This window comes from [Clostridium] innocuum, assembly GCA_012317185.1.
GTDB classification, from domain to species: Bacteria; Bacillota_I; Bacilli_A; order Erysipelotrichales; family Erysipelotrichaceae; genus Clostridium_AQ; species Clostridium_AQ innocuum.
In genome coordinates this window covers 1,001,862-1,028,248 of sequence record CP048838.1, presented here as the reverse complement: position 1 = coordinate 1,028,248, position 26,387 = coordinate 1,001,862, and the positions used below count along the sequence as shown (strand labels likewise).

Genomic DNA, 26,387 nt, shown 5'->3' with positions numbered 1-26,387 from the left:
AACATGACGGATATCTCCGTATATATACCGCCTTTTCACAACACATCATATTTTGTATGCCAATTCATATGTTTCTATTTACAGATTCATTTCCCTTCATAGCACGGTATGATTCACCAAGTAAAAGATACACCCCGTATATTCCCGTATTACCAGCACCTACAAACATCCGTCTGTAGATAAGTACACATTGTTTTATCTGGTGGAAACACACGCACTGCATTCTGCACTCTGAGCCTGAAAGCCAAAGAAAATGCAGGAGTCCTGCACATAGGCAAAGGTATTGTAAACTCTTTTAAGAAATAACGAGTATCAAAGCTATTCAGCGCTTCAATACCCGTTTGTCCTGAGAATCACCCGCTTACCATTCCCTGCTCCTCTATTTTTTCAAAATCAGATCAATCTTTGTCTGCAGGGTATTGATGCTTGTCTTGATATCCTCATCCGTCCCCAGCAGTCTTCGTATCTCACTGTCCGCTACCGAAATCACCTGGTCGTAATCAGTAAACTTGGTATTCGGAATTGCATGCTCCATCGTATCATTAAAGAAATCCATATTGAAGGTGGAATCCCCCGGGGCATCCTTCAGTAAATACTCCATCACCTGTTTGGAGCCCGTGATATCCTTTAACACGGAAACGCCCTGAGAATATTTAAAAATATCCTTCTGTGCTGTTGTATCATAGCACAGCGATTTCAAAAATTCCCACGCCAGCTTCTTATGCGAGCTGCTGGCACTGATTCCCATACTCAGCGTATCCAGCTGCGATACATTATCCCCCTCTGGTCCCGCAGGCATTGGAATGCAGTCCCATTCAAAATTCGTATATTTCTTCACACGCCACGGATAGGGCTTGTAGGTTCTGTATTCGCTGAATTTCATCGGACAAAAGGCAACCATCCCCTTATCAAACATGGCACTGTTCACACTCTGCCCCTTATTCAGCTCCTCCAGCTTTCTCGTAAATTCCACAGCCTCATACACCTTGTCATTCGCCAGAGTCGCACTTGTTCCGCTGGCATTGAATATCGTCGCATCGTTGGAGGCAAGCGCATTCTGCCAGCCATAGCCGTAAACACCAAAGGTATCCAGGGAACCGTCATGATCCGAATCCAGTGTCACCTTTTCACAGATTGTATAGAAATCATCCCATGTCCAGTTATTATCCGGCAGGGCGATACCGAACTTGTCCAGCAGCGTCTTATTCACATACATCATGGTCGGAACACTTTCATATGGCAGGGCGTACTGCCTGCCATTCATCTGTCCGCTTTTCAATGCCGGTGTAAAATAGTTTTTCACCGTAAGCTTTTCATCACGCTGTATGTAGGAATCCAGCTCCTCCAGCATTCCGATATCCGCAAAGGTATACAAATCATCGGACAGCACCATGTATACATCCGGCAAATCACCTTCCAGTGCCTGCTGGGAAAGCCATTCGGAGTAATCCGCCTTCTGCAGACCGCTCACATATTCCACCCGCACATTCGGATGTGCCTTTTCAAAGCGCTCAATGGCCTGATCGATAATTTTGTAGCTGTCTCCGTTGGGAACATCCCAGTTGCTGCCGGCAAACATGCCGAATTTCAGGACTACTGTTTTCTGCTGCATATAGGAAAACCATCCGATTCCGCCGATACACAGCAGCAGCAACACCAGAGTGATCAACAGACGCCGTTTCATCCGTTATCGTCCTGTTCCGCTTTTTCCCGGTGTATATACCAGATGGCCAGCTGCGTACGATCGCGCAGCTCCAGCTTATCCAGAATAACACTCAGATAATTTCGTATCGTACCCTCTGTAAACTTCAGGATTTCTGCGATTTCCTTATTGGACAGCCCCTGTGCCACCTGCTGAATGATTTTCCACTCCGTATTGCTCAGTGTGGGAAGATCATCCTGACTTTGAAATTTCTCAGTAACCACATTATTCTTCGCCATCTGCGAAAAGATACGAATCGCCTTGCTTGCGACATTGGGATTGAAAATCGCACCACCCTGCAGCACGGTTTTTATCGCATTGGAAAGCTCATCCAGTGATACGCCCTTCAACAGATAGCCGCTGGCTCCGTATTTCAAAGCAGAATATACATATTCATCATCATCAAAGGTTGTCAGAACAATAACCTTCACATCCGGATACACTTCCTTCACAAACTTGGTACAGTGTACCCCATCCATATCCGGCATCCGCATATCCATCAAAATGACATCCGGCTGCTCCCTGCGTATTGCCTCAATGACCTCCTTACCGCTTCCTACGGTGGCGATCACCCTGAATTCTTCTTTTGTACTCAATATAATTTTCAGACTTTCGCGGATCAGCTCCTGATCATCCGCAATCATAATCTTAATCATCAGATACCCTCCCTGATTGGAATTTCTGCAAGGATCACAAACCCGTTGGATCCGTAAAACCGGATATCTCCCTGCAAGAGGGCGATACGCTCCTGCATGTGGTGCAGTCCAAAGTCCGGCTTAATAGTTTCACAGCCGATTCCATCATCCTCGATAATCAGAATCAGCGTATCATTTTCCTTTGCGATGGATATAAATATCTCCTTCGCCTTGCCGTGTCGGACCGCATTCGTCATTCCCTCCTGAATAATGCGGTATATGACCTCTTCCTCGTCCTTATCAAAGGTTAAATGCGGAAGATGACATACAAAATGAATAACGACATCGGTAACCCCCTGGAATTCCTGAATCATTTTATCCAGAGCTTCCTTCAGCGTATAATGCTCCAGTGCATCCGGACGCAGCTTATCCACGGAACGCCGCACATCCTTCAAGCCGTTTCTGGCCGTTTCCGCCAGCGTGCTCAGCTGATTCTTTGTTGCGGCCGGATCGATTTCACTCATCAATACACAGGCATCGATACCGACGGATAAGCCGGTCAGTGTGTGCCCCAGCGTATCATGAATTTCTCTTGCCAGACGGTTTCGTTCTCTGGTCGCTCCCATCTTTTCACGGATGTTGGCATATTCCTTCAGCTGTTCATTCAAATCCTGCAGCTCCTGATTCATCTGTAGAAATTTCTTGCTTTCATTGATTTTCTCCTGTACAAGAAAGATCATATACAGGATAAACATGATGATGTTCAGGGAAGCCAGCGTGTTATGGATACTGGACAGCACGGACTGCGTCATGGAGTTATAGCATGCGAGATAGTCATTGAAGGAGACGATGGCAAAGCGTCCGGACAGAAAATCATAATTCCCGCACAGATAGATGACAATCATCACGGCCAGACAGAGTGCCCGTTCCCGGTTGGTGCTGATATACGTCAACAGATCGGCCATCACAAGAAGCAGAATGCTGTTGGTGGAAAAGCTGAGAGACTGCATGATAATCAGACAGAGACAGGTTTCCAGCAGAAAGCTTCCCGCCAGCTTCCAGGTGGTCAGCTGAATCTGATGCCGCAGCCGCATCACAAACAGAAGTATCGGAAAACAGGCGACCGATGTAATCATGATGCGCAGAGGATTGGAAGGCAGACACGGTAAGGTCGAAAGAAAGGTCCTGGCCTCATACATATCACAGATGCGCAGTGTGGTAATGTACATAATGACACTGATAAACAGAATGATTGTCAGATTGAGAAAGCACATCATCCAGTGAATCGCCTTCAGCTTCTCATCATTGCTCCATTTCATAAACCCCATGATTACTGCCACCCTTCCAGAGAGAACTGATCGATATTATTTTCATTGATCAGCGTTACCGGTATTCTGGCCTTGCTGCTGTACGGCTTGTTTTCCAGTATTTTATAGACGATCTCCGCCGCATCCTTTCCCATCGTTTTCGGTGACTGGGAAACGGATGCCGTCATGATATGATCCTTGATCAGTGCCTTAGTTTCCGGCGATCCATCCACACCATAGACAAGTACCGACTGCAGACGATCCTTATCCTGCATGGCGGCAAGGGCACCCAGCGCACTGGGGTCGTTCAGTGCCATAACCACATCAAAGGAGATATCCTTATTCAAAAAGGCATCCATTTTCGGCATGGCGATTTCAAGCTGTCCCTCACACTCGATTCGCTCCACAACACGGTACTGCGGCTTATCCTTAATGGTATCGACAAAGCCCTGAATCCGCTGGACAGCAGAATAGGCGGTACTGTGCTGAAGCAATACGATATTCGCCGATTTCTTCCGCTTCATCATATCCTTGGCACACTGCACACCGGCATCGTAATTATCCGACATCAGAGAATACGCGACAAGATCCTCATCAAATACATCCGTATCCACAGTAATGACCGGTATATTCGCTTCCCTTGCCTCCTTCAGCTCCTCACTCAAGCCCGTAAAATCCACCGGATTGATAATCAGCGCACTGACACCCTGTTCAATCAGATAGTGAATCTGTTCCTTTTGCTTCTGCAAATCAAGTGCAGGATCCAGGGATATGAGAACATCTCCGTTTGCCTCGACGACATTGCGTACCTCATCATCGATTACATTGAAAAAGGGATTGTTCAGCGTCATATAGGTCGCCCCGATTTTCAGAGGCTTCTTGCTGCGATAGATGAACTGCTCGCTGGTATAGCGGCTCAGAAGTGACAAGCCGGCCACAACAAACATCAGGGCGAACAGAAACATGACAATGGAACGTATACTCACTTTCAGTTTTGACATAAAGACCTCACTTTTTATCAACCATTATTATATCATAAAAAAACAAGCCACTCTCTCTTTTGGCTTGTTCTTTTCTATTTTATCGTATATTTTTTGATAAAATAGGTTGCATATTGACTGAAGCTTTGCATTCGGTATGAGATACTCCGCGCCTGTATTGGTGTTGAAGGGTTTCATGTCTATTCCAGATTCAGGATTTTAGCAACGGATCAGATTATGAATGGGTTTTCTGCATAGGAATGTTACCAGCAAACATCTGCAGAAGTCATACCGTGCGATTCAAGCAATGTTGTAGATTGGAATTTAAGAAAGACCAATTTCTAAATTCACCACAATACCATAACTGCTTCTGCACTACCACCATGCAGAACCAATATCTTATTGCACGTATATTTTACAAAAGGTTCCCTGTAAATTCAACTTTCAAATGTCATTTGTTTTTTATTACATTTGTCATTTTTCCACATTCCGCTTTCCCGTAATTTCCTGCACGGTGATGCTCCACACAGCAGTAACGCTCCTTAAATCGCGGATTTCCTGCTCTGCCATGTCCATGCTCTGTGGTATAAAGGTCCTGCAGAGGGCAAGCAGCGCGCGATGCCGTTCCTCTTCATCAACCACCTCCTGCGCAATTCCTCTAATTGTACAGGATGCATAATAAACAGTAAACCCTTCTGCACAGTTCTCCATACGGGCAACGCTGTGCAAACAGACATTTGGATTTTCACGCATGGCCCTGATTTTTTCCCCGTCACGGGCACAGTGAAAGTACAGGGTCTCATTGATACGTGCTACCGATAGTGCAGTGGCATACGGTCTATTCCGGTAGCTCATGGAAAGCACGGAATATGCGCTTTGATCAAAAATGCGCCATGCCTCTTCTCTTGTTGTTTCTCTGTCTGTTCGTCTCATATGTCTCCTTTTTATATAAGTATACCATGAAACACAAGCAAATATATTCAAATATTATTTTTTCTTAAGTTCCTGCTTTTCCCACATCAAAATGATATACTATAGTTATAAAAAGGAAGGTTTTGAACAGGTGTGGTGATGTTTGGAAAACAAAAGGCAAGACTGCATGGATATGAAAGCTATGGCCGTATAATAAAAATCGATGATGGTTTTTATCTGTATCGCGGATTACCCTCCAAATATGTAACTGTGGAATATCACGTTAACCAGCAGCGCTACGAGGTCAGACAGCTGATTTACAGTATCCTTCCTGCTCATGAGAAGAAGCTGAAGCTGCAGGAGCGCCTGCGCATTAAAATCAGTGAGGACAATCCTAAAAATGCCTATGTCAGTGAGTTTGACGAGCCGCAATATAAGCTTTGGTATTATGTGGATAAAGCTAATAAATAATACCTGTTCTCAAATCTGATCAAAGCAAAGAGAAAAGGATGTTTGTCATACAGTATCAACAGCCAATGAAACAGATGCAAACCGGTCGTATGCAACCATACCTTTTATCAGTCACTTGGAATTGAAAGAAAGTGCGCTTGCGATTGCTTTTTGTAATTCCCATGAATGCCTTATGTGACAGCAGCTTACAGTAATCTGCTTTTATGATTTCTTTGACAGCGCATATTTTTAAACAGGAGTCCATAAAAAAGTATTCCGTTATAACAGGAAACATCCCTTATACAGAATACTTTTTTTATGTATTTTATTTTTTCTCATCCAGCTTATAGCGCTGTACCCAGCTATCGAATTTTTCCTCCGTTAAGCCATCATCACCGTTTTCCAGTAGATTTTCCAGCTTTCCTTCCTTCACATAAAAAAGGGAAGGTGTTTCGTTCATTCCCGGAAAGGTTTTCCGAATCGTATTCAAATCAGATTTCCGCTGTGAGGCAGGTGCTTCATCCAGAACAACATCATACAGTACAACGTTATGATCCAGCAGGTAACCATCCAGCATTTTCTTGAATTCTATACAGTGTGAGCAGGTAGTCTGCGTAAATACAATGGCAAAGCTTTCCTTCTTATCCACCATTTCCTGCATCTTTGCAACGGTGATATTTTCCACCCTTCCCGGCTCATCATCACGTTCATATTTTGAACTGCAGCCTGTCAGAAGCAGCAGTGTACAAGCTGCGATTCCACATAATCTGATAAATTCCTTCATATCCGACCTCCATTTGACTGATGCTATCAGTATAGCGTATTTTCCACAAAATGAAAAGCAGGGCGGCCTTGCAAAATCTGCCAGCTACTGCTCATGTAAAGAACCAATCTGCTGTTCGATCTTTTCCTTCACCATTTCCCGCCTGTCTGCCTTCACCTTATCCAGCAGATACAGCAGCATGCGCTTCAGCTCACCCATGTCAAATTCCTCTTCGAGAAATACATCCATAGCCATATTGCATTCTTCCTCATAGGTACGATCCATATTGGATGTAATCAGTACGAATAATCTTTCCGCAAGTCTTGTATCCATAACAGCTCCTCCGTTTCTTCTCTATCATCATAGCATATTAAGAAATGGATTTCCGCATTCTGCATAATTTTTTCTTCTACACAATGAAATCCTGTGCTATGCTTACAGTAGAAAAGAGGCGGAAGTGTATGATAAAAAAACAACCGGTGAATGCAAAGGGTCAGACAGAGGAGGAATTTTTAAAGGCATATGATGCCAGCCGCTACCCCTGTCCTGCCCTCAGCGTGGACATGCTTATATTTTCTAAATACGAAAACCGGCTGAAGCTGTTATTGATTCGCAGAAAAAATCATCCCTATATACAGCAGTGGGCCTTACCGGGAGGCTTTCTGAATATCAGGGAAGATATTCTGGATGCCGCCTATCGCGAGCTGAAGGAGGAAACCTCCATTGAACGCAATCAGGTGCAGCTATACCAGCTGCATACCTATGGGGCTGTCCACCGCGATCCCCGTATGCGTGTAGTTTCCGTTGCCCACGTTGCGCTGATCAATCAGGATGTAAAGGTTGAGGCAAAGGACGATGCAGATGATGCGGCATGGTTTGAAGTACAGATAAACGATAATACGCTTACCCTGTATCATGCACAGCATCGCATGCAGTACCATATGAAAACAGCGCGCAGCGTAAATCCGGATCAGGAAGCACTGGCATTCGATCATATACAAATGATACTGGATGCGCTGAGCTTCTTGAAGCTTCTACCGGCTGCTTAGAAAGTTATCCCGATACGGGACTGCTGGACAGATGATGCCGAATGACTGCTTTTGTCCTGCTTCTGAATAAGAAAACTATAAGGATATATGCAGAGTTGGCAATTTCGGGTTTTGACCATGACAAAAACACAAAGCGTTATCGGAGTCCTTATCCGGCTTTGTGCTTTTTCTCATGGAGGGATTCACTGTCTGTGGCATGCTGCTTCAGGCATTTTCTAACAGAACAGCAGCTAAACACAACACTGCAAATATCTGTTATGTACAGGTTTTTGAAGCTGCCTATTCTATGCTGCCAAAGCGGTCACGCATATCTCCCCATATCTGTTTGTAAGCTATGTGCTGAGCGATCCTCATGACAGCTTTACCGTCAGTGTTTTACAGACGGCAGCCGCATGCTGAAGGCGAGGCAGTTAACGGATGGGATTCGGCAACAGAATGTCACGTACCTTATGTACCGCCTTTTCATATTCCTCTGTAAAATAGCGAATCGTCAGAATAACAGGTCCGAAGCTGTTGAAATCATCCTCTGTCAAAGACCCTTGTGTATACGCCTGTACAAACGGTGTAAGCTTATTCAGATGCTTCAGCTTGTCCGCAGCCACAGCCTCACTCATATAATCACGGATTTCCACGTCACAATTTGCGAATCGCTTCTGCCACTTTGCAGGAATGGTCATGATAATGTCTCCTCCGATAAATTCAGACCAGTGCAGCTGATGGCGGTAGTAAGCCGTCAGCACTCTGGTTTTATATCCGCGTTCCTGAAATATCCGGTATACCTCTTTACAGATGGCCACACCACACCATGCAAATGCGTCCGGGTGTATGACGATATCCCTGCTCTCCGCATAGGATTTCAGCCAGTCCTCCTGCATTCCCAATAGAACCGCACACACCGGATTCAAATCTGCATTGGACAGCCCCTGCGCAGTTCGCCGCTTCATTCCCCGCTCGATCGCCTCAGCTGCCGCGACTGCCTGATCCACGCTGAAGCAAACGGTCGCCATCACACTGATTCCTTTGAAGGTAGCCTCCTCCATCGCCTTGATTCCTTCCTTTGTGGATGGAATTTTCACCTGCATATTCGGACCGCAGCTGTTTACCTCCTCTGCCATGCGTACCATTTTTTCCGTATTGCTGTAGTCATAGATGGATGTCTGAATAGAGAAACGCCCCTGCTTCGGATTCCCCTGTTCCCAAAGCGGAAGCAGAACCCTGCTTCTGCGTTTTCCCATTTCCAGTGTCCAAGCCCATATCATTTCCTGTTCATTATATTCAGGATGCTTTCCCTGCAGCTCACAAAGTATCTTTTCATGCTCACTACCTTCCTCATTGCACAGCATACGGGACACCCAGGTAGGACTTGTCGTGATGCCTGTGATCCCCTGTGTCAGACCATATGCATGATCAGCTGTATGGAAGGAATCCGTCCATAGCTCCGTCTGTGGATATTTCTCACGCATTTCAATCAGTTTACTCTTCATAATCGGTTTCTCCTTTTTCTTTTTCTAACTGTGCCTACATCATAAAGCATTTTTACACAAATGCAATATGATTCCTGTTTTTTCAGAATAAGCAATCAGAAAAGCTTGTTTTCAATAGTAAAGAAAAGAATTTATACAAATATTTACAAAGAAATCCCAACTCCATATGTGAGATTATATTGACGAAAGCCTTTGGCTGCGCTACCATGGAGCTATAGAAATGAGGGAGACTCCATGGCAAAAACAACACAGCAGAGAAGAAATGAAATCTATCGCATCATTGTATCACAGGGAAGCGCACGTGTAAGTGAACTGGCGGAGCAGCTGCAGGTCACAACCGAAACGATTCGCAAGGATCTCAACAGTATGGATGAACAGGGCATCATCATAAAAAATCATGGCGGCGCTGAAATAAAAAACACCTATTATCAGCTGCCGCTGGATGTGAAAATGAGCGAGCATGTATATGAAAAGCAGCTGATTGCACGCAGGGCACTGGATTTCATTCAGGACAACACTGTTCTTTTTCTTGATCCGGGCAGTACGATTCTATATCTGGCAAAATATCTGCGACTACGCAAGGGCTTGACCGTTGTCACGAATTCTCTTGCGATTGCGTCTATGGTATCGGAAACCACACATCAGCTGATGATTGCAGGAGGGCTGCTGCAGAAGCAGGGCAAGGCTGCGATCGGCGGTTTTACAAACAGCATGATTGACGCCATCCATATCGATACCGCCTTCATGGGCTGCGACGGATTTCTTGATTCGTTTGGACCGGCAACCTTTTCCCATGAGGAGATGGAGGTCAAGCAGCATGTGCTGCGGAAGGCACAGCAGAGGATTCTGTTATGCGATTCCTCCAAGTTTCGAAAATCCTCCTCATATACCTTCGCAAGGTGGTCCGATTACGACGTATTGATAACAGATCAGATTACTGAGCAGGAGCAGCATATGGTGAAGGAGGTCAGGCAGCTGATTTGTGTATCAGATGAGGACTATGAATTCCTATGATGCGACTGTAAAGACAAGAACGCTATGTTTATGCTGTGTCTGCCGGGAAGCCTCTCATCCTTTACAGACTGCAAAATAACACGGCGCAAGCACAAAAAATCAAAAAAGCAGGCAGACTGTGTATATAAGACCACAGGAAAGCCTAGCGAATTCTATGCTGTTTTATATCGGCATTCATCATAGTGTAATAGCGTAAAAAGACGTTACCTGTTCACATACCATCCAATAGCATCCAGAAATCGAAAGGGATGCTTAGTCAAGCAGAACTGCCACCGTATCCTTTAAGGGATTCGCAGAGGTTTTGCGAATCATGTTGTGGATGTATGTAAACAAACTATCATAGCATTCCATAACAGCCTTACCCTCTACCAGATAATCCACGCCATCGGCACTCATATACAGCTTTTCGGAACAATACAGCGGTGAGACAATGGTGCATTTTCCATACCATAGACAGGACGGCATGCGGTTTTCCTTTATCCATTTCATATAATCAGGCAGGCTTCTGCTTTTCAATGCTTCCACCTCTTCCTTGATTTCTTCCGCATCAAAATCATGCATAATCTGTGTCTGTTCCATAAGAAACGAGAGAAAATGCTCCTGAAACACATCCTTTTTGAGTGTAAAGAGAACGCTGTCCTCAAGCTCCTCTGCATCATAAAGCTGCATGTTAAACCATGAATTGAGCATGTCCGTTATCCTGTCCGTATCATATGCACACCCCCATCTGTCCTTTTTTAGCACATAAAGCTCATTCGTCAATCTCAATCTGATAAATTGTCCCATGTCAAGACACTCCTTTCCTGCTCGTGATAACAAAAAAAGGCAAGCACACTGATGGTATCCTCCATCAATGATACTTACCTCTCTAACAATCCATGAACCCCGGTATATTCCGGATTCCGCCAGGTTTCTCACCCTGTAGCCTTCATATCATGCTCAAAGTTATCACGATCACATTCCTAAAATTATTGTATCATATTTTTTAATAATTAAAAGAACTTTTGATACATTCACACTATTATCTTTTCTTAACAGAATAAAGAATGTGATAGTTATGAATGAATGACAGCCGCCAGTATATTCACGCTTTTTCCATATACATTGGCAGACTGAGCCTTCGCCCTTCCTCCATGCAATAAGCCAGCGTTTCAGCATCCGGACAGGCATCCTCCTGTATCGGGTATGCCAGCTCCATGCTTTTATACTTACCTTCCCCCAGTGCATGATATGGTAAAAGCTCTACTCTTTGTACCGCAGAACCCAGTGATGCCGCAAACTGCAGTCTTTTCCGCAAATCCCTTCGATCATCATTATATCCCTTCACGATGACCATGCGAATCCACATCGGCTTGTGCATTGCCGCCAGTCTTCCTGCGTTATCAAGAATTCGGCCGTTGTCCGCTCCGGTGATTTTTTTGTGTAATGCTGCATCAAAGGCTTTGATATCATAGAGAAACAAATCGCAGTATTCCGCAGCCCTTTCCATATGCTCCCATGCCACATCACCAGCGGTATCCACACATGTTGCTATGTGCTTCTGCTTCAGCAGACAGAGTGTATCCGCCAAAGCCTCAGCCTGTAACAGCGGCTCCCCGCCGCTGAACGTCACGCCGCCTTTGGACTCCTCATAATATGTGAAATCCTTTTCCAGCTGCTTTACAAGCTGTTGGCACTCCACCTGCATACCAACCTGTTCAAGGGCATCAAAGGGACATACCTCCTCCAGCTCCCCTGCCATATGCTGTGCACAGGGATGCATGTGAATAGCACCGTCCTCCATGTATACAGCTGTTGGATACGCATGCACACAGCTTTGACAGCCGCGGCACAGAGATGAAAAATGGAGCAGCTTATTGTACGGCAGCATCAGCTCCGGATTGGAGCACCATGCACAGCGCAGATTGCAGCCAATCAGAAACACGGTGGACCGTATTCCAGGGCCGTCCTTTGTGGAATAGCGCTGTATGGTCGACAGGTGAATGGCTACCATGTATTCTCCGTACGTGCGATAATGGCTTCCTGTGCTTCCGGCATCAGGGAAACAAACTGAGCACAGTAACCGGCAACACGCACAATCAGATCCGTATAATCCTGCGGATGCTCCTGCGCCAGACGCAGCGTTGCACTGTCTATGACATTGAACTGATTATGGTAGATGTGCTTTTTCGCAGAGGCCATCAGAAAGTCGACAAATTTATCGAGATTTTCCTCTCCTGCCAGTGCACCGCTGGAGAAACGCATATTCAGCAGCTGTCCTGCCGCCACCTGCTCGTTTGGCAGCTTGGCAACCGAATTGATAACCGCGGTAGGACCGCTTGTATCTGTCCCCTGTGTTGGAGAACAGCCCTCGTTTAACGGTGTTCCCGCAAACCGCCCGTCCGGTGTTGCGCCGACGACAAAGCCGTTTGGTACATAGGAGGTGATGTTGCTGGTCGACATCGTATAGCAGCTTACTGCAGGTCCCTGCTGATAACGCTGTGTACGATACTGCGGAAGCAGCTTCAGGTAGGAATCAAAAACATCCTTAACAATTTCATCCACCGCATCATCATCATTTCCAAACTTGGCTACATGACGTATTTTTTTATGAATTCTAGCAGATTCCAGAGACTGCCAGTTATCCTGCATAGCAGTCATCAGCTCTTCCCAGGTTACCGACTGCTCTTCAAACACCAGCTTCTTTATTGCGTATAATGCGTTTCCGACAACGCACGGTCCGATATTGGACTGTGAAATCACATCGTAGCGGCAGCCACCCTCCTTCAGGGTTTTCCCCAGCTTCATGGAGTCCTGTATAAAACAGCTTGCGAATGGATCAGCATCATATTTTACCAGAGAATCATCACAGATTGCATCGCATTCCACCGATATATCAGAATAGAATTTCAGCAGCTTTTCCCAGCCCTGCCACAATTCCTCATAGTTTTCAAACGTAACAGCATCCCCGCCTTGTCCATTGACCGACAGCATTTGGATGCCGCTTGCAGGATCCACACCGTTATGCAGCAGAATCTCCAAAACCTTGCCCCAGTTTACATAGGTCATCCCGGTAGCCCGATGCCCGTATTTCCCCGGAACACCGGTTTCCACACAGCCAATCGGACAATAATCCAGCGCATCCTCCTTCGGTATTCCCAAATCCTCGATTCCCTTTGCGGCAACCTCGTCATTGAACATGCTCGGCATGCCGCATCCGGTGCGAATCAGCAAGGCAGCCGCCTTCAGAAACTGCCTCGGTGTTTCCAAATGATAACGGACAGAGAAATTCGGTTCCGCTAAGGATGTCAGATGCATCGCCTCAATACATAGATAGGAAAGCTCATTGGTGCCGTCGCTTCCCTGCGGTGTTTTCCCGCCGACGACCAGATTGGAATAAAGCGGATAGCCCTGTGAGTATTTTGTATGACCGTAGGGACGCACCTTGTTACAGGAGGAATTCATAATGAACATGTGCGTGATGATTTCCAATGCCTGATCCTTTGTCAGCACGCCCCGCTCTACATCCTGTTCATACAGCTTTCGCATGTACTGGTCGAAACGGCCGTAACAGAAGGAATGCCCGTTGCTTTCAATCATCTGCAGAACATGCACCATATAGCACACCTCTACTCCTTCATAAAAGCTTCTGGCCCCCTGTTCCATCATGGTCCCGGCCATCTGTGCTATAACTCGCAGCTCCTGTCTTCTCTTTTCATCCTGCTCATGCTCCGCCATTTCCTCCGCCAGCTTGGCAAAGCGCTGAAAGAACAGCAGAGCCCCTTCCAGTGAAATGATAACCGCCTGATAGTAATTACGCTGTGCATCCTGCAAGTCAGTATTTGTCAGGGCATGCTTCGCCTCATCGATGATCGAACGAAACCCTCTTTGCAACAGCATTTCATGATCCGGTACAATATGACCATCCCCGGACATGGAGATGCCACCGCGGTGTAAAACTCCCTGCTTCTCTGCAAGACGGATATTCTCACTGAGATGTGCATTGACCTCATCCTCATGGGTATGCTGCAGCCAGTATGGTGCTATGCGTTTCAAATCCTGTTTTACTTCCTCGCTGATCTGAAACACATCACCACTTCGCTGATCGAAGGCTTCCAGCTCGTCAATGACCCACTGTATGGAATATTCCGGAAATATCGGAGCCGCGAAGTTTGCGGACGCCTGATTACCGAATATCAGGGAATGGGGCTGGATATAGATATCCATATGGGCAAGGGTGTGGGCGAAGGCCTTTGCCTTGCGAATGATATACGGTTCTCCTTCACTTTCCTGAAAGGATTGTGTATACAGAAGAGCACGCTGCGAGCATATACTGGCAGTGCGTTTCTCCATGACATGGCGAAGAGAATCGATGCGCTTCCAGTCAACGCCGGATGCTGCAGGTGTATAAAATAGAAAATCTTTCATAAGCGCCCTCCTCATAGCGATGCGCCTGCTTCTGGTATGGATCGTCTGCGTGTGCCTGCTGATTGCAGCATCATGACACCCGCAAACCGTCCATCCATAAATTCATGCAGGCTGCGTCAAAGAATCCAGCTGTGCTTTGATTCTTTCTATGCATATTATAATGGGATTCCAACCGGGACGCAAGCCATTTGCGCTCATATTATTTTGTTTATGCATATTTTTGTATGTTTAATCATGCATTATCATACATTTTCAATCATCAAGTTGCTTTTTAGCCAATATGTCCCGAAACCAGTATGCCGATTTCTTCGGAATCCGCTTTCCTGTTTCTATATCCAGCTCCAGCAGACCGTATCGGTTTTTAAACGCATTGATGGCGGACACATTATCAATATAGGACCAGACGAGATACCCATGACAGTGACAGCCTGCTTCCCTTGCTTTCAGCGCATACCGCAGATGTTCAGAAAGGAAGTCGATTCGATAATCATCGTCAATGCTTCCCTGCTCGTTTCGGTAGCGCTCCTCATGTGCAATACCGATACCGTTTTCACTGATCAGCCAGTCTGGATTGCCATATTCATTTTTCAGGCGCATTCCAATATCATAGACAGCCTGTTCGTAAACCTCCCAGCCGCGGTCCGCATTGAATTTGCGATCCTCCTTGATCCATGGCTCGTAGAACTGCTTTGGATGAAAGGGGCCGGAATACGGATGACTGCGCGCCTGCACGCGTATCGGAAAATAATAATCAATACCGAGCATAGCAATACGATGTGCTCGGATATGCTGCAAATCCTCTTCCTTATAGGTGAACATACAGTCATGCAGCTTAAGCTGATGCAGCAGCTCCGCTGGAAACTCTCCCTTCAGGTACGGGTCCAGATACAGACGCACATGAAACAAGTCGGCATACCATGCGGCTGTTACATCCTGAATCTCTCCGCTTTTCGCATAGACCGGCGTCATGTGCACCATAGCCCCCATGCGGCATCCATAGGAGCGATACTGCTCTATGCATGCGACTGCATACGAGGTTGCCAGTATCTTATGAAAATGTGCCTGATAAGCGGTTTTCGGATCATGAGTGAACGGATACCATATGGCATCCATATATCCGTTGTCTATTGGTATGTTTGGTTCTGTAAAGGCGAACCACCAGGTTACCTGATCCGCAAAACGCCGCAGCACCTCTTTCACATAGATGATGTAGCAGTCCAGCGTTTCTCTGCCTGCCCAGCCGTTAAAGCGTTCGATGAGCACTGCCGGAAGGTCCCAGTGCTCAAGGGAAATCAGCGGCTCCATTCCCTCCTTCCGAATGGTTTTGATCACATCAAGATAATATGCAGCTGCCTCCTCATCCACAATGCCGGCTATCGGATCCTTCATAAACCGCGCCCATTGTATGGTAAAGCGGAAGGCTTTCATATGAAGAGATGCCATGGTATGAATATCCTCTTTGTAGCGGTAATAGAAATCAGCCGCCTTTTCCGGTCCGACTCCATCATGCCATTTTTCCGGTGCTGATGCATAGAACAGCTCTGCCCAGCTTTTCTGCTCTTTGCTTTTTCCTGCCACCCCTTCGATCTGCCATGCACTGCTGCTTGTTCCGATTAAAAAATCTTCAGGTATCGTCCTTATCATAAAACCCCTCTTTTCTTTATACTCTTATGATAAATCAGGAAGGGCAAACAGGAAAGCGTTTTCTTACTATTTCGTCTTGGTATTCATAGAAATTACGCATTTACATATCCTATACGCTGTGGTGAATTTAAAGCAGATGTCTTCCAATACGTAAAAACACTATCCAATATCTCATACTGCACTTTTTCTCGATAGCTTCTATAAGTGCATTTGATGCGGAATCAAGTGACAATCAGCTAAGATAAAGCAAACCTATCTCCTTATTCAAAAGAGACAGGTTTGCCTTATCACCATCAAAATAGAACTATATAATTTCATATATCTGATTCACTGTATAAGTTTACCGCATTTTTAACAAAAGCAGCAGACTGCCCGTATGTTGACAGCATATGATAGCTTCGTTTCTTTCTTACTTTAGGGTGTTTGCAAAAGGGAGACTTCAACTTCTATTGATAACTACAATCGTATGGAAGTCTCCCTATGTTAAGTTTACCTGTAATCGAGAAAGAGCCTATTACTTTCTTTTAATGCTGTATAGATTTCTGTAATTCTGCTCGAATAGCTGTTTAAGTATTTAAGAGCAAACTTTTTAGCGCTCCTCAAGAACATCCTTTTTCAATACCTTTAGCAGCAGTGCTGTGATGACAGAGCCGACAAGTATTGCAACAACAAACCAAAGTTGATTTTCTACGACCGGAAGTACAATGAATCCACCATGCGGTACCGGACATGCCACATTTCCAAAGGCCCCGATCAATGCCCCGACGATATTTCCGATAATACATGCAGGATACACAGCCTTCGGATCTTTGATAGCATACGGAATTGCTCCCTCTGTTATCCCCAGACATCCCATAATACCTACAGCTTTCGCATTATCACGTTCTTCCTCACTATATTTTTTCTTAGCAATAATCGTGGATAAAAAGATTCCAATCGGAGGAACAGCTACCAGAATTCTGAATATTCCATTAGGCTCCATGATCCCTTCATTGATCATAGAAAGTGTAAACATGGAGACAGCTTTTGTCACAGGTCCTCCAAAATCAATTTCACTAAAGAACCCCATAAACACTGCCAGCACAGCTTTCCCACTGCCGTTCAAAGTCACCATCAAATCTGACAGCGCCTGCATCAGAAAGGAAATCGGATATCCTATTATAAAATAATAAGCAAGGCCTAGTACAAGGACAGTTGAGATTGGAATGACCAAAATAGGCATGATGGAGCGAATCGTTTTCCCTACCTTTAATCCCTTCATCCATTTCGCCATATAGCCCGCAAGCAGACCTAAGATAAGTGCTCCCAGAAATCCTGCCTTAACCTCAACACCATTGATCATGATAGCATTGTTTGCAATATAACCTAAAATGAATCCCGGTGTAAGACCCGGTTTCCCGGCTACAGAATATGAAATATAGGCAGCGAATACAGGAATCATCATCGCCATTCCTGCTTTTCCCAGCTGATTCAAATAGGTCAGCAACGGCCCATTAGGAACAAGTCCTGTTTCCGTCTGCGTTGCACCCAATAAGGAAACTGCCAGGATCACACCACCGGCAACGACAACCGGCATCATAAAGGATACGCCACTTAACAAATGCTTTTGAATATCTTTCCAAATCGTTTTCATAATTATCAATTTCCTTCTACGAGTGCAACCGCTCTATCTACCAGCTTTTCCACATGCGAAATTGCTTCATCCACATCAGTATGTAATACACGCTTATTCTCAAATCGTTCCTCCCCCTCAATAACGACACTGACTGCCAGAATTACAACATCAGCTTGAGCTACATCCTCTTCACTTAGTTCATTTTCTATCCCCAAACCGCCCTGTGTTTCGATTTTCACATCAAAGCCTCTTTTTCTGCATTCCTTTTCCAGACACTCCTGTGCCATATATGTATGTGCAATCCCTGTTGGGCATGCTGTTATTCCTATAATTTTCATGTGTTTTCCTCCATCACTTTCTCATTAATTTCATGTAACATAACGAATACCTCGTGTTCATTATCCGCATTCCGCAATCGTTCCCTGAAGCTGCTATCCATCAATTTTTTACTGATTTCCGAAAGAAACCGGAGATGCAGGTTATTCTCATTTTTTTCAGGCACGGCAATCAGAAATATCAAATCCACCTCATTATTGTTTCTCGTATCCCAGATAAATTCATGCTTTGTTTTCATGAAGGATACAAATGGTTCTCTGACGCTGCTGCTCCGGCCATGCGGTATAGCTACTTTAAAGCCTACAGATGTGGGTAATATGTGTTCTCTTTCCTGAACACTTTTTAAAAACAGGTTTTTATCGCTTAATAATCCAACAGTATCTGCCATATCTGCAATATATGTGATAACTGTTTCACGATCACGGATATCTTTGTTTAAATATAAAAGATTTTCTCTAATCAAATCGGCTTCCTCCAAATATATATTTTATAACAGCCTTCTTATTCTTCATGGAAGACAGCTTTTCTATCATTTCCTTTGTTTTGATAAGTGAAAAGGCTTCTTCCAAAATAACCTTTGTTTTTGCTGTATCCTCGCTGTTCAATGCGAAAAATACAATCACCTTCACACGGTATTTAGACCATTTCACCGGCTCCTTATTGATCCATAAAGCCAATTGTGTTTTTCGTACAGTGGAAACTGCGCCATGAGGTATTGCACCTCCAACCGCGATATCCGTTCCTCCTTTCTGCTCTCTTTCCCATACACTGGTTTCAAAATGCGCATCTACACAGCCTTCTTTATTCAGGCCCGTACAGACCTGATGAATAATTTCATCCTTTGTTATTTTCCCACCATTAATATAAATATTTTTCTCATGCAAATACTGTGGGATTTCAATAAAGCGTACATCCGCTTCCTTGGGTATTGATAACTTTTTCTTATATAGCTCTTCAATCCTCTGTATATCAGAATCATTGATCAGCATTGAAACAACTACAACCGGTTTATCAAGGCTTTTCAAAGGTATGGTTGACACTATAAAATCGATACTCCTTAATTCAAATGAGTTGATCGTATCAATCGATGCGGCTTCAATTATGTCTAAAGGCGGCAGGACACTTCGTATCCTGTTGGCAATCAATTCCGAAGTTGTTATCCCGTTTGGACACACAACCAAAATACGCTTACTCTTTTTTTTCTTCTCCAATGCATTCTGGAAATGAAGCATAAGAAAGCCAACCTCATCCTCAGTAAGCGTGACCCCAAGCGTTGTCCTTATAGAGTCCATAATCATCCAGGTCAAATCAAACATCAAATGATATTGCTGCTTAATTTCAAATAACATCGGGTTAGTGATATAAATTCGATTTTTCAACCGATATATCATCGGTTCCAGATGCAGACAGAGATTGTAAAACAAATCCTGATCCTGCGTTAAATCAACATCGACGCAGTTTGACATTCTTTCAATTAAATTCTCAACTATATGCTTAAATGGATTTCCCCGTCTATGTAAAGAGCTGTTGAGCATAATCCGATTTGCACTCAAATACATAGAAAGGAAATATATATCGCCATCCTCATAAGTGATGTTTAAATCCTTCTTCAGAATACGAAGTAAATCATCACCAATCAGATAATACATCATCGCCATTATCTGATCGCTGTAAAATGCATTATGGATAATTTTGTGATGGTATCCTTTTCTCAAGCGATGACATAATACAATCATGACATTGAACAGATTGATTAAATAATGCTGTGCAGCAATATATATGTTGAAATCATCCAGCGCCTGAATTGTTGTGTAGCATGCTGTTATGATATCTGTATCATAGAATTCCTTAAACAATGCCAGCATTGCATCATCCGTGAATGTCAGATTTTCCGATGCTATCAGATATTCATTAAATGAGATTAACGCCTTTTGCCATTCTATTTCTGTCCCCGTCAGCCTGGTACCGTTTTCATCTCCAATCAGTGACACTGTCGCATCATTTAAAATATGCTCTTTTATGTAATGGATATCTGCAATAATCGAGCTTACCCCCACCATATAACACGCAGAGGCTGATTGAAAGGTGATTCTATTTTCATAAAACAGTAGTTCTTTCATAAGCTGCTTTCTACGCTGCTCCGGCCGATATTTATCCATATGCTCTACAAAGCGGGCCTCTTTTCTGTTTTTCAGCTTTAATCCGGCACTAGGCTTTTTTTCAAATTCTATTCCCTGATTTTCCAGCTGCGCAATATCATTATGTATTGTTCGCTTTGATACAGTAAAAGTATCAGCAAGACTTTGAACAGTCATATAATTTTCGCTGTATGTTAATATTTCCAGTAGCTTTTTTTGTCTTTGCGCAGCCTTCAAGTGAATCTCTCCTATCTATAATAATTCTTTTTCGAATACTTCTAAAGATTTCAACATATGATCCTTTCGCATGTTCTGAATATCTTCCTTCTCAAAAAGACCGCCTGCTGTTCCTACATAAGTATAACCTGATTGTAAAGCTTTTTTCACATTTCCTGCCTGAATACCTCCGACCGCCATGAGAGGAAGCTCTCCCATTGGTTCACAGAGCTTTTTTGCATAATCAAAGCCTACTTCATTCGCTGGAAATACCTTTACGATATCAGCTCCCATTTCCAAAGATTCTGCGATTTCGGATGGTGTAAAAGCCCCGGGAACTGCAATCACATTGTGCTGCTTGCAATAATCGAGCATCTTCTGATTCATTTTTCTCGGAGATAAAACAAAGACTGCCCCTGCTGCAATCGCCTGAACCAGCTCATCATATGTCTGAACGGTTCCAGCGCCAATATGCAATCTCCCTTGAAACTCATCAGCAATCTTTTTGATGATTTCATATGCATTGCTGGTATTTAAAGTAATCTCCATGTTTTTCACATAGCTGCTGTTAATCAGAACTTCAGCAACACAGCGTACCTGCTCATAGGTATACCCTCTTAAAATCATCGTCACTTTCGATAATTCCATATCAAATCCTCCTTTACAGGAAAATAGTATCACGCATTCACACCCTCGAAAATGCCTTTTTTCTGCAACAATATTGTTGCAATTCTATTTACTGCTCCCGTATTTTATGCAAGCAATCGCATATAGAATAGTAGTGGGACACATTCATCACCTTTACCGTGATATAAGAAACTACAGGTCATACTGATCAAATTATCAGCATTTCTCCTTAAGGAAAAAAGCAAAAAAAACCAGTGCCTTTCACTATTTGCGAAAATGCTTCCGGTTTTTTTATACAATATCCATATATTGCTTATTCCACAAATTTCATATTATCTGGCAGGTTTTCCACAGTCTCATCCAGCCTATTGCAGAATATCTGTTCAAAGGCATCCGCATTTGTGAATTTGCAGAAGCCCTTTACAAACAGCTTGCTGTCATCGATCAGCAGATAGCTGTGATTGCTGTTTTTCATCGCAATTTCCTTCAGTTCCCTGGTTCCCATTTCCGCAGTATAACACTGCCCGCTGATAGGGTCCATGCCTGCACAGCCGATAAAGGCTCTGTCGAAATTATACAGACCAAGCATATTCTGCGCCATCGGTCCCTCACTCATGTGATATTTCGCATTGAAATCTCCACCGATGATGATGATTTGTGCAACCGGATCGTGCAGCCGCTGTACAATCAGCTGGTTATGCGTCACGATTTTGATGGGACGGCTTTGCAGATAGTCAATCATGGCAACGATACTGGTTCCTCCATCCAGAAAGACACATTCACCATCCTCAACAAGCTCACTGGCACTGCGGCAGATTCTGGATTTTCTGTCAAAATTGATCAGCATACGATCCTGCATCAGCAGCTCTCTGGATTCCGTCAGAATCTGATTCAGGCTTTCTCTGACAGCACCGCCGTGCACTCTTCGCACCTTTCCTTCCTGCTCCAGCTCCATCAGATCGCGTCGAATCGTGGTCTCACTGATGTTAAGCTGCTTTGCGACATCCCGTACATGGATGGTTCCTTCTCTTTCCACCTTCTGCAGCAGATATAATTTACGCTCTGTAGACAGCATACAATCACCTCATTTATGTTAACAGTATAGCATACGCACGACAAAAAGTCCGCAATATGATGTAACAAAGGTTAGACAAATCAGAAAGAAGAAAGAGCATTCCTGACAGCAGGGCTTCGTTATGGCTATGGTCATCTCTGACAGCTTTCCCTGTTTTTAGACCCTTACGGATGTTCAATGGAAACACATCAACACCTGTTTCATCCGCCATGGAAATTCACAACAGCATACAGACACCCTGCATGAAACTGAATATGCCTGTCACTATCTAGGGCTTCATCTATCAACCGTTATGGCTATATATATGTATATAACTTACAGAAATACAAGTCTCTCTGGAATATCGTCAATACATATTTATGCAGACAGCATAGCTTATACTGTATCAGAAAGCGAGGTGAGCAGTATGCATTATGATGATTATGCCTGCATGGACAATTGCTGTGCAGAGCAGGCGCCATCCTGCAGCAGTGCTGAGAGCTGCTGTTGTGAGGGACCACAGGGTCCGCGAGGATATCGTGGAGCTACCGGACCAACGGGTGCCACAGGATCAAGTGGAGCAACAGGCGCTACCGGTCCCACAAGACCTGCCGGGTCTTCGGAAACCGTTTGCTGTGACTGTAAGGAGCAGATAAGAAATATCCTCCAGCAGATCATTACGCTTTATCCGAATCAGGATTTATTTATTACGTTGGAAAGCGGAGTTGCCGCTGTCGGACGTGCAGGCGCACTGCTATTGGGACCGAATGGACGTACCGGCGTATTCGAGGTTATAAACTCTCAAAATACTTCCCAGTATCTATCAATCTGCAGTATTGATACGATTCAGATCAATGATGCCGTGTACAATGACGCCATTGTATATTTACCAGAGCCGGTGCCTGCCTTGACGGATTGCTGTGCTGATTGTGATGCTGTTATCCGTTCTCTACTCCCGGTAGGAAGAGAAAATGTCTATATCACTACCAACACACAGACGCCTTCCATTGGAACGGTTATAAGAAATGAATATGGTATGATTGTTCTTGCCAATCAGACAAACAGGAATATCACCTTTGTTTCAAGCTGCAGTATAGATTTATTTATCCTGTAAAGGGATGCGCGGAGGTTAGGACATCTCCGCTTTTTTCTGCCTCCATAGCAAGCCGGCGGAGGTATTGCCATAAAGATGCCTGGAAGCAGGTGAATTTTCCCTGTGTTATGTAAAGAAATTGCAACGGATATGGGAGAATGTAAATACAGGATTTGTATGTTCCCCATATACTGGAACGTATTATGCACTATGATGAATACGATGACAGCTGCTGTGATCCATGCAGTATGCCCTCCTGTCATCCATATGACTATACCCCGTGCTGCTGTCCGGGGCCGCGCGGTCCACACGGTTTTCAAGGTCCGACCGGGGCAACAGGACCTATTGGAAATACGGGGCCGACAGGAAATACAGGTGCCACAGGTCCAACCGGGACTTCTGTTATCACGAATGCACTCTCCGCACTGAATATTTCCGCTGCTACCGTTTCGGTAACATCCGATGGAACGAATATTCCTCTGCCTGTTCAGCCCTATATAAACGGATTTATGGCAAATGCTTCGAATACGCAGTTCACAGTTAATCAAACAGGTACCTATTTCATATCCTATGTTATCAAAATGACATCTGGATTGCCAATGTCATCAAGAGTAACACGGAATGGTACGCCGATATTAAACTCTATCAGTACGTCCTCAACATCCTCAAATGAATATAGTGTATCATTCATGCAGTCTTTAACAGCAGGGGATGTTTTATCATTACAAATTTACGGAGTAAATGGTACGGTTACCCTGCAATCCGGCACCGGAGCATCATTAAATATTGTTAGAATAGCCTGATGTATAGAAACAAGATTCTGACATTTTTATCACAATACCTGAATATTTGCATTCTATTAATTGATATCCTCTGGTCCTGCAATACCATTCACATCATGTGACTGGTATTGTTTTTACGAGGGGATACCCCAAAGGAGTATCCGATGAAAAGTCTGAAGACGCTATCCTTTCGTTCTATGTAGGATGTACTTCAGACAGATTAGAAAAAGGAGTGCTTTTTTTGCTTTGGGATATGTATTTATATAAAATCCGGGACTTTAACACGACACGAATTTTTATCTTACATATACTGTACTGTTTTAGAAAGTGAGGTGAGCAATATGCATTACGATGATTATAATTACCATGATGACTGCTATGGCGAGGATGCTTCTTCCTGCAGCTGTGACTGTAACAGCTGTTGCCAGGGACCGCGGGGACCACGCGGATTTCGGGGAGCAACCGGACCGACGGGTTCAACAGGGGCTACCGGGGCGACAGGACCGGGTGTAGGCGCTACCGGGCCTACCGGAGCTACCGGGCCTACCGGAAATACCGGAAATACAGGACCGGCAGGATTACGCGGAAATACCGGACCGACAGGAAGCATAGGAGCTACCGGAAACACGGGAGCTACGGGCATGACACCTGTGATTACCGTTGCAGGAACCATTACCGGAGATCCGGGAACACAGGCCAGTGTCACTGAGACATTTACACCTTCCGGCGCTTCATTGCTGTTCACTATACCGGCAGGACCAACGGGTCCGACCGGAAGCACAGGCTCAACCGGAGCTACGGGAAATACCGGACCCATCGGGCCAGCAGGCGCTACGGGGGCGACTGGTGCCAGCGGCATAACAGGAGCTACTGGAAATACCGGAGCGAACGGTGTAACCGGACCAACAGGACCTATGGGTAACACCGGAGCCAACGGCGTTAGCGGACCAACAGGCAATACGGGGGCGACAGGACCGACCGGTGCGACGGGAAGCACGGGGCCTACCGGACCAACGGGACCTGCCGGGGCTACCGGTATTACCGGAGCAGCTGGTGGAATCGGTCCTATCGGACCGACCGGGTCAACAGGCAGTACCGGAGCTACCGGAGGGATTGGACCAACCGGAAGCACAGGGGTAACAGGACCGACCGGGGCTACCGGAAACACGGGAGCTGACGGCGTAACAGGTCCGACCGGAGCCACGGGAAATACCGGCGCCGATGGTGCTGCCGGGCCTACCGGACCGACTGGTGCTACTGGAAATACCGGTTTAACAGGTGCTACGGGACCGACCGGGGCTATGGGAAACACCGGGGCTGACGGTGCTACGGGACCAACTGGTGCCACGGGAAATACCGGACCGGATGGTGCTGCCGGGCCTACCGGACCGACAGGCGCTACGGGAAGTACCGGTTTGACCGGAGCAACGGGACCGACAGGAGCAACCGGAAACACCGGGGCTGATGGTGCCACAGGACCTACCGGAGCCACTGGTGCTACTGGAGCTGATGGCGCAATCGGTGTCACTGGAGCAACCGGAGCTACCGGTCTGGCAGGAAGCTCTGCAATCATTCCTTACAGCTCCGGTATTCCGTTATCACTAACAACGATTGCTGGCGGACTTGTTGGTACACCGGGCTTTGTCGGCTTCGGCAGCTCTGCGCCAGGTGTCAGCATTGTAGGTGGTGTTATTGACCTGACCAATGCAGCGGGAACGCTGACAAACTTTGCATTTTCCATGCCAAGAGCAGGTACCATAACTTCCATTTCTGCTTTTTTCTCAACCACTGCCGCTTTGTCGCTGGTTGGCTCCACTGTAACGATCACAGCAACACTTTATCAGTCTACAGCACCAAACAATTCCTTCACAGCTGTCCCAGGAGCAGTTGTGACACTTGCTCCGGCAATAACCGGGGTAATCGCTATCGGAACGATATCCTCCGGTACAACAACAGGTCTATCGATTGCAGTTACGAACCAGACCAGACTGCTGCTTGTATTCACTGCTACTGCTGCCGGATTGAGCCTTGTCAACACAGTTGCCGGCTATGCCAGCGCAGGAATCGCTATATCCTGATAGACAACTGCACATCCGAATCGTTTTTCTTTCATAAAACCGGACAATCAGTTAACAGCTGATTGCCGGATACTTAAAAAAATCATGTCTTTTCATCGGAA

Annotated in this window: 24 protein-coding genes and 1 pseudogene; 7 read left to right on the top strand and 18 right to left on the bottom strand. The window is 45.2% G+C overall.

Translation table 11 applies throughout. The annotated features are described in order from the left end of the window. Window positions 1-379: 379 nt before the first annotated feature. The 5 genes from G4D54_05035 to G4D54_05015 all read right to left on the bottom strand — a co-directional run bounded on the left by G4D54_05035 (window position 380) and on the right by G4D54_05015 (window position 5,557). Complete coding sequence (locus tag G4D54_05035) at window positions 380-1,684, bottom strand: sugar ABC transporter substrate-binding protein (protein ID QJA01833.1); 1,305 nt, start codon at window positions 1,682-1,684, stop codon at window positions 380-382. Continuing rightward, window positions 1,681-2,358, bottom strand: coding sequence for a response regulator transcription factor (locus tag G4D54_05030; protein QJA01832.1), 678 nt, complete (start codon window positions 2,356-2,358; stop codon window positions 1,681-1,683). Before G4D54_05030 ends, G4D54_05035 begins: the two co-directional genes overlap by 4 nt. Then, window positions 2,358-3,665, bottom strand: a complete 1,308-nt coding sequence (locus G4D54_05025; GenBank protein QJA01831.1) for a sensor histidine kinase — start codon at window positions 3,663-3,665, stop codon at window positions 2,358-2,360. Before G4D54_05025 ends, G4D54_05030 begins: the two co-directional genes overlap by 1 nt. 2 nt (window positions 3,666-3,667) lie before the next feature. Next, window positions 3,668-4,645: a sugar ABC transporter substrate-binding protein gene (locus G4D54_05020; GenBank protein QJA01830.1), complete on the bottom strand. Its 978-nt coding sequence runs from the start codon at window positions 4,643-4,645 to the stop codon at window positions 3,668-3,670. A 453-nt stretch (window positions 4,646-5,098) separates the two neighbouring features. Next, entirely contained in the window at window positions 5,099-5,557 is a 459-nt protein-coding gene (locus G4D54_05015) for a pyridoxamine 5'-phosphate oxidase family protein (GenBank protein QJA01829.1), read from the bottom strand. A 138-nt stretch (window positions 5,558-5,695) separates the two neighbouring features. Between G4D54_05015 and G4D54_05010 the strand changes: the two genes are divergently transcribed. Further along, window positions 5,696-6,007, top strand: a complete 312-nt coding sequence (locus G4D54_05010) for a hypothetical protein (protein ID QJA01828.1) — start codon at window positions 5,696-5,698, stop codon at window positions 6,005-6,007. 304 nt (window positions 6,008-6,311) lie between these two features. Here the strand turns inward: G4D54_05010 and G4D54_05005 are convergent, their stop codons facing one another. Beyond that, entirely contained in the window at window positions 6,312-6,770 is a 459-nt protein-coding gene (locus tag G4D54_05005) for a thioredoxin (GenBank protein QJA01827.1), read from the bottom strand. An 84-nt stretch (window positions 6,771-6,854) separates the two neighbouring features. Further along, a complete protein-coding gene (locus tag G4D54_05000; GenBank protein QJA01826.1) occupies window positions 6,855-7,082 on the bottom strand; it encodes a hypothetical protein in 228 nt (75 codons plus the stop codon). A gap of 128 nt (window positions 7,083-7,210) precedes the next feature. Here G4D54_05000 and G4D54_04995 point away from each other — a divergent pair, with 128 nt between their 5' ends. After that, a complete protein-coding gene (locus tag G4D54_04995; GenBank protein QJA01825.1) occupies window positions 7,211-7,798 on the top strand; it encodes an NUDIX hydrolase in 588 nt (195 codons plus the stop codon). 410 nt (window positions 7,799-8,208) lie between these two features. On the opposite strand, the gene G4D54_04990 is transcribed toward G4D54_04995, so the two are convergent. Beyond that, window positions 8,209-9,282 (bottom strand): transaldolase, encoded by a 1,074-nt coding sequence (locus G4D54_04990; protein ID QJA01824.1) that lies wholly within the window; start codon window positions 9,280-9,282, stop codon window positions 8,209-8,211. A gap of 234 nt (window positions 9,283-9,516) precedes the next feature. Here G4D54_04990 and G4D54_04985 point away from each other — a divergent pair, with 234 nt between their 5' ends. Continuing rightward, a complete protein-coding gene (locus tag G4D54_04985; protein QJA01823.1) occupies window positions 9,517-10,296 on the top strand; it encodes a DeoR/GlpR transcriptional regulator in 780 nt (259 codons plus the stop codon). A gap of 252 nt (window positions 10,297-10,548) precedes the next feature. On the opposite strand, the gene G4D54_04980 is transcribed toward G4D54_04985, so the two are convergent. From G4D54_04980 to G4D54_04935, 10 genes are all read right to left on the bottom strand, one after another. After that, complete coding sequence (locus G4D54_04980) at window positions 10,549-11,082, bottom strand: hypothetical protein (protein ID QJA01822.1); 534 nt, start codon at window positions 11,080-11,082, stop codon at window positions 10,549-10,551. 298 nt (window positions 11,083-11,380) lie between these two features. Then, window positions 11,381-12,289 (bottom strand): glycyl-radical enzyme activating protein, encoded by a 909-nt coding sequence (locus G4D54_04975; GenBank protein ID QJA01821.1) that lies wholly within the window; start codon window positions 12,287-12,289, stop codon window positions 11,381-11,383. Then, window positions 12,283-14,703 carry a formate C-acetyltransferase/glycerol dehydratase family glycyl radical enzyme gene (locus G4D54_04970; protein ID QJA01820.1) on the bottom strand — a complete coding sequence of 807 codons (2,421 nt, stop codon included), beginning with the start codon at window positions 14,701-14,703 and terminating at the stop codon, window positions 12,283-12,285. The genes G4D54_04975 and G4D54_04970 overlap by 7 nt, the downstream gene beginning before the upstream one ends. A gap of 252 nt (window positions 14,704-14,955) precedes the next feature. Beyond that, window positions 14,956-16,347, bottom strand: coding sequence for a glycoside hydrolase family 1 protein (locus G4D54_04965; protein ID QJA01819.1), 1,392 nt, complete (start codon window positions 16,345-16,347; stop codon window positions 14,956-14,958). Between the two features lie 589 nt (window positions 16,348-16,936). Then, window positions 16,937-17,980, bottom strand: a complete 1,044-nt coding sequence (locus tag G4D54_04960; GenBank protein QJA01818.1) for a PTS fructose transporter subunit IIC — start codon at window positions 17,978-17,980, stop codon at window positions 16,937-16,939. A 5-nt stretch (window positions 17,981-17,985) separates the two neighbouring features. Next, on the bottom strand, window positions 17,986-18,300 hold the full coding sequence (locus G4D54_04955) for a PTS fructose transporter subunit IIBC (protein QJA01817.1): 315 nt from the start codon (window positions 18,298-18,300) through the stop codon (window positions 17,986-17,988). Continuing rightward, on the bottom strand, window positions 18,297-18,761 hold the full coding sequence (locus tag G4D54_04950) for a PTS transporter subunit EIIA (protein ID QJA01816.1): 465 nt from the start codon (window positions 18,759-18,761) through the stop codon (window positions 18,297-18,299). Before G4D54_04950 ends, G4D54_04955 begins: the two co-directional genes overlap by 4 nt. Then, window positions 18,754-20,673 carry a BglG family transcription antiterminator gene (locus G4D54_04945; protein QJA01815.1) on the bottom strand — a complete coding sequence of 640 codons (1,920 nt, stop codon included), beginning with the start codon at window positions 20,671-20,673 and terminating at the stop codon, window positions 18,754-18,756. Before G4D54_04945 ends, G4D54_04950 begins: the two co-directional genes overlap by 8 nt. A 15-nt stretch (window positions 20,674-20,688) precedes the next feature. Beyond that, on the bottom strand, window positions 20,689-21,300 hold the full coding sequence (locus G4D54_04940; protein QJA01814.1) for a bifunctional 4-hydroxy-2-oxoglutarate aldolase/2-dehydro-3-deoxy-phosphogluconate aldolase: 612 nt from the start codon (window positions 21,298-21,300) through the stop codon (window positions 20,689-20,691). 292 nt (window positions 21,301-21,592) lie between these two features. Continuing rightward, window positions 21,593-22,354, bottom strand: a complete 762-nt coding sequence (locus G4D54_04935) for a DeoR/GlpR transcriptional regulator (protein QJA01813.1) — start codon at window positions 22,352-22,354, stop codon at window positions 21,593-21,595. A 121-nt stretch (window positions 22,355-22,475) separates the two neighbouring features. On the opposite strand from G4D54_04935, the pseudogene G4D54_04930 reads away from it, so the two are divergent. From G4D54_04930 to G4D54_04915, 4 genes and pseudogenes are all read left to right on the top strand, one after another. Then, window positions 22,476-22,667: pseudogene (locus G4D54_04930) on the top strand (hypothetical protein). A gap of 117 nt (window positions 22,668-22,784) precedes the next feature. Further along, the gene (locus G4D54_04925; protein ID QJA05152.1) at window positions 22,785-23,447 is read left to right on the top strand and encodes a collagen-like protein; all 663 of its coding nucleotides are present in this window, start codon (window positions 22,785-22,787) and stop codon (window positions 23,445-23,447) included. A 182-nt stretch (window positions 23,448-23,629) separates the two neighbouring features. Next, window positions 23,630-24,229, top strand: coding sequence for a collagen-like protein (locus G4D54_04920; protein ID QJA01812.1), 600 nt, complete (start codon window positions 23,630-23,632; stop codon window positions 24,227-24,229). 320 nt (window positions 24,230-24,549) lie between these two features. Further along, the gene (locus G4D54_04915) at window positions 24,550-26,286 is read left to right on the top strand and encodes a collagen-like protein (GenBank protein QJA01811.1); all 1,737 of its coding nucleotides are present in this window, start codon (window positions 24,550-24,552) and stop codon (window positions 26,284-26,286) included. Window positions 26,287-26,387 lie beyond the last annotated feature (101 nt).

Excerpts from the sequence above, each read along its gene's own strand:
- G4D54_05020 (QJA01830.1), bottom strand. The coding sequence starts at position 4,645 with ATGTCAAAACTGAAAGTGAGTATACGTTCCATTGTCATGTTTCTGTTC.
- G4D54_04980 (QJA01822.1), bottom strand. The coding sequence starts at position 11,082 with ATGGGACAATTTATCAGATTGAGATTGACGAATGAGCTTTATGTGCTA.
- G4D54_04995 (QJA01825.1), top strand. The coding sequence starts at position 7,211 with ATGATAAAAAAACAACCGGTGAATGCAAAGGGTCAGACAGAGGAGGAA.
- G4D54_04955 (QJA01817.1), bottom strand. The coding sequence starts at position 18,300 with ATGAAAATTATAGGAATAACAGCATGCCCAACAGGGATTGCACATACA.
- G4D54_04935 (QJA01813.1), bottom strand. The coding sequence starts at position 22,354 with ATGCTGTCTACAGAGCGTAAATTATATCTGCTGCAGAAGGTGGAAAGA.
- G4D54_04990 (QJA01824.1), bottom strand. The coding sequence starts at position 9,282 with ATGAAGAGTAAACTGATTGAAATGCGTGAGAAATATCCACAGACGGAG.
- G4D54_05010 (QJA01828.1), top strand. The coding sequence starts at position 5,696 with ATGTTTGGAAAACAAAAGGCAAGACTGCATGGATATGAAAGCTATGGC.
- G4D54_04915 (QJA01811.1), top strand. The coding sequence starts at position 24,550 with ATGCATTACGATGATTATAATTACCATGATGACTGCTATGGCGAGGAT.
- G4D54_04985 (QJA01823.1), top strand. The coding sequence starts at position 9,517 with ATGGCAAAAACAACACAGCAGAGAAGAAATGAAATCTATCGCATCATT.
- G4D54_05000 (QJA01826.1), bottom strand. The coding sequence starts at position 7,082 with ATGGATACAAGACTTGCGGAAAGATTATTCGTACTGATTACATCCAAT.
- G4D54_05025 (QJA01831.1), bottom strand. The coding sequence starts at position 3,665 with ATGGGGTTTATGAAATGGAGCAATGATGAGAAGCTGAAGGCGATTCAC.
- G4D54_04970 (QJA01820.1), bottom strand. The coding sequence starts at position 14,703 with ATGAAAGATTTTCTATTTTATACACCTGCAGCATCCGGCGTTGACTGG.
- G4D54_05035 (QJA01833.1), bottom strand. The coding sequence starts at position 1,684 with ATGAAACGGCGTCTGTTGATCACTCTGGTGTTGCTGCTGCTGTGTATC.
- G4D54_04940 (QJA01814.1), bottom strand. The coding sequence starts at position 21,300 with ATGGAATTATCGAAAGTGACGATGATTTTAAGAGGGTATACCTATGAG.
- G4D54_04960 (QJA01818.1), bottom strand. The coding sequence starts at position 17,980 with ATGAAAACGATTTGGAAAGATATTCAAAAGCATTTGTTAAGTGGCGTA.
- G4D54_04965 (QJA01819.1), bottom strand. The coding sequence starts at position 16,347 with ATGATAAGGACGATACCTGAAGATTTTTTAATCGGAACAAGCAGCAGT.
- G4D54_05030 (QJA01832.1), bottom strand. The coding sequence starts at position 2,358 with ATGATTAAGATTATGATTGCGGATGATCAGGAGCTGATCCGCGAAAGT.
- G4D54_04925 (QJA05152.1), top strand. The coding sequence starts at position 22,785 with ATGGACAATTGCTGTGCAGAGCAGGCGCCATCCTGCAGCAGTGCTGAG.
- G4D54_05015 (QJA01829.1), bottom strand. The coding sequence starts at position 5,557 with ATGAGACGAACAGACAGAGAAACAACAAGAGAAGAGGCATGGCGCATT.
- G4D54_04920 (QJA01812.1), top strand. The coding sequence starts at position 23,630 with ATGCACTATGATGAATACGATGACAGCTGCTGTGATCCATGCAGTATG.
- G4D54_05005 (QJA01827.1), bottom strand. The coding sequence starts at position 6,770 with ATGAAGGAATTTATCAGATTATGTGGAATCGCAGCTTGTACACTGCTG.
- G4D54_04975 (QJA01821.1), bottom strand. The coding sequence starts at position 12,289 with ATGGTAGCCATTCACCTGTCGACCATACAGCGCTATTCCACAAAGGAC.